The organism is Pseudomonadota bacterium, assembly GCA_016927275.1.
GTDB lineage: Bacteria > UBA10199 > UBA10199 > 2-02-FULL-44-16 > JAAZCA01 > JAFGMW01.
Map to the genome: position 1 here is coordinate 1 of JAFGMW010000101.1, position 7,521 is coordinate 7,521.

Annotated in this window: 7 protein-coding genes; 3 read left to right on the top strand and 4 right to left on the bottom strand. The window is 66.3% G+C overall.

Going from position 1 to position 7,521, the window contains the following annotated elements; all coding sequences use genetic code 11:
- The 3 genes from JXA24_07175 to JXA24_07185 form a co-directional block, all read left to right on the top strand.
- A partial coding sequence (locus JXA24_07175) for a sigma-70 family RNA polymerase sigma factor (protein ID MBN1283533.1) occupies window positions 1-621 on the top strand: 621 nt, incomplete at its 5' end.
- A 24-nt stretch (window positions 622-645) separates the two neighbouring features.
- Complete coding sequence (locus tag JXA24_07180; GenBank protein MBN1283534.1) at window positions 646-1,053, top strand: Rrf2 family transcriptional regulator; 408 nt, start codon at window positions 646-648, stop codon at window positions 1,051-1,053.
- A 29-nt stretch (window positions 1,054-1,082) separates the two neighbouring features.
- Complete coding sequence (locus tag JXA24_07185) at window positions 1,083-2,321, top strand: thioredoxin domain-containing protein (GenBank protein ID MBN1283535.1); 1,239 nt, start codon at window positions 1,083-1,085, stop codon at window positions 2,319-2,321.
- Here JXA24_07185 and JXA24_07190 read toward each other — a convergent pair.
- The 4 genes from JXA24_07190 to JXA24_07205 are packed head-to-tail and all read right to left on the bottom strand — an operon-like array spanning window position 2,313 to window position 7,213.
- A complete protein-coding gene (locus tag JXA24_07190) occupies window positions 2,313-3,524 on the bottom strand; it encodes an adenosine deaminase family protein (GenBank protein MBN1283536.1) in 1,212 nt (403 codons plus the stop codon). The two genes, JXA24_07185 and JXA24_07190, sit on opposite strands and share 9 nt — an antisense overlap.
- Window position 3,525: 1 nt before the next feature.
- The gene (locus JXA24_07195) at window positions 3,526-4,239 is read right to left on the bottom strand and encodes a hypothetical protein (protein MBN1283537.1); all 714 of its coding nucleotides are present in this window, start codon (window positions 4,237-4,239) and stop codon (window positions 3,526-3,528) included.
- Window positions 4,240-5,400 carry a hypothetical protein gene (locus JXA24_07200; protein ID MBN1283538.1) on the bottom strand — a complete coding sequence of 387 codons (1,161 nt, stop codon included), beginning with the start codon at window positions 5,398-5,400 and terminating at the stop codon, window positions 4,240-4,242.
- Window positions 5,393-7,213, bottom strand: a complete 1,821-nt coding sequence (locus JXA24_07205; GenBank protein MBN1283539.1) for an FAD-dependent oxidoreductase — start codon at window positions 7,211-7,213, stop codon at window positions 5,393-5,395. The genes JXA24_07200 and JXA24_07205 overlap by 8 nt, the downstream gene beginning before the upstream one ends.
- Between the last annotated feature and the right edge of the window lie 308 nt (window positions 7,214-7,521).

Here is a 7,521-nt window from a genome sequence, read left to right on the forward strand (position 1 = left end):
GGCAACATCGGCCTCATGAAGGCGGTCGACAAGTTCGAGTACCGCCGCGGCTACAAGTTCTCGACCTACGCGACGTGGTGGATCAGGCAGGCTATCACGCGCGCCATAGCGGACCAGGCGCGCACCATCCGCATACCGGTGCACATGATCGAGACCATAAACAAGCTCGTCCGCACATCCCGCTATCTCGTCCAGGAGCTCGGCCGCGAGCCGCTGCCCGAGGAGATAGCACTCAAGATGGAGCTGCCGATAGAGAAGGTGCGCAAGGTCCTCAAGATCGCCAAGGAGCCGATATCGCTCGAGACGCCGATCGGCGAGGAGGAGGACAGCCATCTCGGCGACTTCATCGAGGACAAGTCGGTCGTGTCGCCCACCGACTCGGTGGTGAATCTGAGCCTCTCCGACCAGACGAGGCAGGTTCTGGCCAGCCTCACGCCGAGGGAGGAGAAGGTCCTCAGGATGCGCTTCGGCATCGGCGAGAAATCGGACCACACGCTCGAGGAGGTCGGCCGCGATTTCTCGGTCACCCGCGAGAGGATCAGGCAGATAGAGGCCAAGGCGCTGCGCAAGCTCAGGCACCCGAGCAGGGCCAAGAGGCTGCGCAGCTTCATCGACTGGTGATGCGCGGCGGTCACGGGAGGGGGAATGCAGGTATCGAGGGAGCTTGACTACGGCGTGAGGGCCATGGTGGTGCTGTCCGCCCACGACCGGGAGATACTCTCCAAGAGGAAGATAGCCAAAGAGTTCAGGATACCGGTCAACTTCCTCGCGCTGATCCTGCCCAAGCTCGTCCGCTCGCGGCTCGTCGAGTCGCTTCCGGGCCCCAAGGGCGGCTACAGGCTTGCCAGGCCCGCATCCCGCATATCCATGTACGACGTGATCATCGCGATCGAGGACGAGGTGGCGTTCAACCTCTGCCTCAGGTCGAAGAGCGGGTGCGAGGAGAAGCAGAGGTGCCCTGTCACGCACGTCTGGCGCAAGATGCAGTGCGACGCCATGGACTACCTCAAGGGGGTAAGTTTCGAGAAGCTCTCGCAGGGTTTCGGCAGGTGAGTCTGGCTCTGCTGGGCCGGGGGGATCGGATGAGAAGATGGGCATTGTGGGTGGCGCTGGCCGCGTGCGCGTTCGGGGCCGCGGTCGCCGGCATATCGACCTCGCAGCACATGCGCATCTCGCGCGAGGGGCTGGAGAGGGGGAGCTACTGCGCGATCAGCGAGACGATCAACTGCGACACGGTCAACGCAAGCTCCTACGCGGAATTCCTCGGGGTTCCGATCGCATGGTGGGGCGTCTGCTTCTACGCGGCCATAGCGGCGTTCGCGCTCTACGCCGCGCTCTCGAAGAAGGAGCGCAGGGCGAGCGTCGCCGCGGCATGGTTCATGGCCTGCGGCGGGATCCTGTACAGCATCTTCCTCGCCTACATAGCGTTCGTGGTCCTGGCGGTCCTCTGCATAGAGTGCACGGCCATGTATCTGGCCAACATGCTCCTGTTCGTGTTCCTCTTCGTGGCCATGGGCGTCCCGCTCGGAGGGGCCCCGAGGTTCGTGAGGGACTATGCGCTGGCCGTCTTCGGCAGGCGCTCCAACCTGGGCTTCAAGCCGGCGATCTTCAAACAGGCGGCCGCTGCCGGCATCTTCTTTCTGATCGGCTGGGCCGCGATATCCCAGATACAGGCGAAGGACAGGTCCGCGGGGGGCGCGGCGAGCCTCGAGGACAAGGTGAGGGCCTTCTACATGCAGTCGCTTTCCGACATCGAGATCGACACGCGCTGGTCGGTGTGGGGGGATCCCGGCGCGAAGGTGACGATAGTCGAGTTCAGCGAGTTCGAGTGCCCCTTCTGCAGGCTCTCGGCCTTCAACGTCAAGCCCGCGCTGCAGGAGTTCAGGAAGGACATCAGATACTACTTCGTCCACTATCCGCTCGACTCGAGCTGCAACGACGAGCTCGACAGGCCGATGCATCGGCACGCCTGCTTCGCCGCGAGGGCGGCCGTGTGCGCCGACAGGCTGGGGGACTTCTGGGGATACCACGACGACCTCTTCCGGGAGCAGGCTCAGCTGACCGAGGGGAAGATCATCGCTGCGGCGAAGGGGCGCGGATACGACATGGAGAAGTTTCTTGAGTGCGTCGGATCGCCCGAGGTCGACGAATTCGTGAAGAGCCAGATAAAGGCCGCACAGAGGATCTACGTGGAGGGCACCCCGGCGCTATACCTCAACGGCAGAAAGCTCAGGCATTGGCACGACCGCAGGTACCTGCAGGCGCTCGTCAAGGAGGAGATCAAAAGGAGCTCAAAGGGGAAAGGTCAGGGCTCAGAGTAAGGCCTTTTCGAGCTTTTCGTAGTAGTCGATGACGCTGCGCACGTAGGAGCGCTTCGCCCTGTAGTCCGCCGGGTAGAAGCTCCGCTTGAATCCGTAGACGATCAGGTCCTTGAGCGCCTTGGGCGCAATCTCGAAGTTCGTGACCGCCAGCTCGATCTCCTTGGTGACGGTGGTGTTCGAGATGAGGCGGTTGTCGGTGCAGAAGGTTACCGACATCCGCCTGGCCAGCATCTCCTTGAGCGGGTGGCCCCCGATCCCCTTTATGTGCGGCATGGTCTGCAGGTTGGAGGTGAGGCAGACCTCTATGGTGATCCTGCGGTCCGCTATGTACTCCCACAGCTCCTTGACGTAGGTCTCGCGCTCCTCCTTCGTGGGGAGGTCCACCAGCGAGGTGTCGAACAGATGCGTGCCGTGGCCTATTCGGTCCGCGTGGCAGTCGGTGATCGCCTGGAAGATCGATGCGGGCCCGTAGGCCTCGCCCGCATGCACCGTCTTCTTGATGAAGTGCTTGTGCGCCAGGTCGTAGGCCTGCCTGTGCTTCTCCGCCGGGTAGCCGTGCTCCGCCCCCGCGAGGTCGAAGCCGGCGATCGGCACGCCGAGCTCGTTCCTCGCGTGCACGAGCGACCTCACCAGCTCGATCGAGGCCAGCGCCTGCATGTCGTCCTCGGGCATGTAGGGGTGTATCTCCCTGAGCCTGCGGTAGTAGGTCGCCGACTGCTCGTCGAACATGCGCATGGCGCAGCCTATTATTCCGTAGTGAAACTTCGGCTCGTCCCCCGATTTTATATCGGGCCCGGCGTTGATCTTTGCCTCCGCGCGGCGCAGCCCCCTGTCCACGCTCACGAGGACGTCGTCCACGGTCATGGAGGCGTTCGAGTGCAGCTGCGGTGCGAAGCGGACCTCGATGTAGCGCACCCCCTCGGAGAAGCTGTCCAGGCACAGCTCGTATGCCACGCGCTCCAGCGCCTCGGGGGTCTGCATGACCGCGGTCGTGTACTGGAATCCCCGGAGGTACTCGACCAGGTCGCGGTATCGCTCCTTGAAGACCGCCTTTTTGAGCCCCTCTTCGGTGTCGGCGGGCAGCGAGATCTTCTGCTGCCTCGCAAGCTCGATCAGCGTGGAGAGCCTCATGCTGCCGTCGAGGTGCAGGTGCAGATCGCTCTTGGGTATCGCCAGCAGAAATTCCCTGGGGTATCTTGTCATGTCATCTTCCTCCATCATGGGGCGAGGTCGTGCCGGGCGCCTCCGAGAGGGGGAACCGGCCCGACAGAGCGGCCTCGCGCATTGCCCGGACCGACCCCGACGGATCGATGCCCCACTCGGGGGGGCAGGCGGCGAGCAGGTGCAGGAAGCAGAACCCGTCCGCCGATGCCGCGGTCTTGAATTTGGAGTCCAGGTCGAGCGGGAGCGCCGGGGTGGTCGTCGCGAAATACGGTATGGCGCCGCCCCTGAGGGCCGAGATCGCGTCGACAGGGGGCCGCGCGTTTCCTTCGCCGGGCCTCTTGGTGTCGCAGCAGACGTAGATGATCCGCTCGTTTCTGCCGGCCGCCGTCATCAGGTGGGCCAGCCCCGGCCCGAACGCGTCGTCCCTGTCGCCCCACGCGACCACCTTCACCGCTTCCCTGCCGGAGAGGTCGAGCGCGGCCCTGAGCCCCGAGGCGGAGGCGGCCGCGGTGCCGGCGGGGACGTGGAGCAGGGGGAGCCTGACCGCGGAGAAGGGAAACGGGCCGAGCGACGAGGCGACGCACGATCGCGGGACGACCAGAGCGCAGTCGGGCCCCAGCGCCTTGAGCGCCAGGCGCAGCGCCATGGCGGCGCCGCACCCTGGGCAGGCCTCGTGCCCCGGCGTCATGAGCTCCCTCAGGTCGTAGCCCTGGCGGGAGTTGCCCTGTGCCGTTGTCTTCGGATCCGCGGTCATCTATTCCCTCGCCCCTATCCAGATCGGTCCCGATCCCCGGTCGGCCTCCCTCGCGCGCGAGCATGCGAGTGCGATCTCCTGCGGGAGCACCGCGCGGCCGCCGAGCCCGGCGTAGGCCGCCGTGACCGGCGGCGCACCGGCTACCCCTTCCAGGGCCGACTTTACCTCCACCGCCAGCGGGCCGCCGCCGTCGCCGCCGGGGGCCTGGTCCACGACCAGAAGCCCGGAGACCCCCTTGCCCCCGCACGCCTCGGCGACGATGCGCCTTATCTCGGCTGTCGGGAACGGCCTGATCAACCGGATCTTCACGAGCCTTGCGCCGCCGCCCCGGGCGCCGATCTCTTCTATCGCCTGCCCCGCGACCCCTGCGACGGTGCCGGCGGCCACGACGATCGTGTCGGCCTCCCTCGGGCCGTGCTCCTCCGTCGCGCCCATATTGCGGCCGAACGCCTTCGAGAAATCGCGCGCCGCTTCGGAGTAGGCCCTGGCGGAGGCCTCGCGCGCCTTCGCGAGCTTGAGCTGGAACTCGGCGTGATAGTCGGGGTCGAGCCTCATGTAGAACGAGCGAGGCTCGTCGGAGCAGATCGCGAACTCCGCGCGCCTCTGGCCGATGAACCTCTTCACCTCCCTCTCGCCGGGCGCCGATATCTCCCCGGGCCGGTCCGATCCCGGATCGTAGCAGAGCATGGCGGGCAGCTTCGCCTCCTCCGCCACTCGGCAGGCCACGATCGTCGAGTCGACGATCTCCTGGCATGTCCCGCAGAGGATCGTGATCCAGCCCGCGTCCCTCTGCGCCGCCGCCCCCGTGGAGTCGGGCCCCTCCCCGATCCCCAGCGCGGCCGATGCGGTCGCGAGCAGCACCGGGAGCCGCGCGGCAGCGGTCCAGAAGAGCAGGTCCTGGGCGCCCGCCAGCTCGGATCCCGACGCGGCCGCCATGACCCTGGCGCCGGCGCTCGCCGCCGCCGCGGCCGCTGCCATCGCGGAGCGGCCCGACTCCGCCTCGATGAGGCGGACCCCGCCGCTCCCCGAGAACAGGGAGGCGACCGTCGCGGCGAGCCTTTGCTGCCCGGGGCCACGGGCGCAGGCGATCACCTGCGCCGCCGCTGTCTTCGCGGCGAGGGCTATAGCGCCGTCCGCGTCCGTGTGAATCGCGTCACCCATTTTGTTCGCCAGCCTCCTCGCGCTCCATCTCGATGGCGGAGCGCGGGCACTCGGCGCTGCACACGCCGCACCCCTTGCAGTGATAGAGATCGAGATCGTAGCCGTCGTCTGTCCTGGATATCGAGAGGTCCGGGCAGTATATGTAGCAGTTGCCGCACTCCGTGCAGCGGCCGCAGTGGAAGCAGCGGGAGAGCTCCGAGGCGAGGGCCTCGCCGGCGAGCGGCCCCTCTATCTCGGAGAAGGGCTCCTGAGAGAGCCTCTCCGAAGCCCCCCTGCGCGGGGCCGGGCTGGGGGCCGACTCCCCGAAGTAGGCGCAGTTGAGGTCGCCAAATTCCACCACCCTGTCCCTGCGCTGCGCCGCCTCGATCGTCTTTCTCGACGGATGGGACCCGGTGCGCATCTCGACGTATCGGGAGAAGAGCAGGGGGCCCTCCCCGCCGATGCACAGCCCCTCGATCACCTGCTGCGCCCCCTCGCCGCGGAGCAGGCAGTCGATCGAGACCGCGGCCCGCTTGCCGGCCGCTATCGAGTGAACGAGGGTGTGCGCGCCTGCGGTGAAGTCGCCGCCTGCGAAGACGTTGTGCCACTCGGTGCGGCCGGTCTCGTCGACCCTTATGGCGCCTCCCTCCACATGGAGCGATGAGGGGATCACCGAGGTCTCGATCCTCTCCCCGGGCGCCGCGATGACCGTATCCGCATCGAACTCCTGCTCCGAGCCCTCCACGTGGATCGTCCGCCTTCGGCCCTCCTCGTCGGCCTCTGCCATGGCCAGCCTCCGGCACGCCACTGCGCTCGCACGGCCGCCTGCGGTGAGGATCTTCACGGGCTCGGTCATTGTCTCGACCCTCACCCCTTCCTCCATCGCCGCTTCGACGAGGGAGGGGAAGGCGCTCATGGCTTCGCGCGGGCCGGGGAATATCACCGTCACCTCCGCGCCGCCCCTGGCCGCCACCCGCGCCGAGTCTATCGCCGTGTTGCAGCCCCCGACCACCACGACCCTCCTGCCCGGCGTCGGCGGCCGGCCGAGCGAGGCCTCCCTGAGAAACGCCGGCCCCTGCACCACGCCGCGGATGTGCTCCTCGCCGAGGCCAAGACCCTTCTCGCGCTGAGCGCCTATGGATATGTAGACCGCGTTGAACTCCTGCCTCAGCGACTGCATGTGGGTGGCGTCGGGCACGGGGCTCGAGGTCTTTATCTCTATGCCCATCGCCGCGAGCCTGGCGACCTCACGGTCGAGCACTTCCTTGGGGAGCCTGAACGGGGGCACGCCGTAGCGGAGGGCGCCGCCCGCGCGCTCGGAGGACTCGAATATCACGACATCGTGACCGAGCCTCGAGAGGAAGTAGGCGCACGAGAGCCCGGACGGCCCTGCGCCCACCACCGCCACCCTCCTTCCCGACTTCTTGAGGAAGGGCTCAGCCAAAGGCAGTCTCCCCTGCAGCGAGTCGCCGACCGCCCGCTCGATGGACCTTATGTTCACGGCCCCGCCCAGGTGCCTGCGGTTGCAGGCCTCTGTGCACGGTTGGGTGCAGATCCTTCCGGTGATCGACGGGAACGGGTTCTCGAGCGTCGCCGCCTCGTAGGCCTCGGCGGGCCTTCCCAATTCGAGCAGCCTGATCCACGCCTCTATGTCGCTTCCGACCGGGCATGCGCCCTGGCAGGCTGGGAACGCCTCGACGAAGGCGGGCCTTGAGGTCCGGCCGAGGCCGGTGTTTCGGTGCTCCATGGTCGCCAGCGACACCGGCGCCTCGGGCATCTCCCCCTCGGTCATGGGCCCTATCGGACTTGGTATCTCTGTTTCCGGCTTTTTCATCTCCCCGAGCGCCCCTTTTGAGGCACCATTAATATCGTATAAGTGGGCGAAGTCAAAACCAAATCTCCGGGTGCCGGTTCGGGGCATTTAGGTGCACAACAGGCTCCCCACCCGCGGGGCTTTTTTGTTTTTCCACAACGCGCAGCGGTCCCACTGAGAGGCATTCTTTAGGGGCTTCGGGTGGCGTCGGATCGGGGCCCCCCACAAATAAAATTCCAAAGCCCAAGCACCAGACTCCAAATAAATTCCAATAACCGAAATTCCAATAACCAAACAAAAACATCGCGTTCGATTATTCGATAATTGGA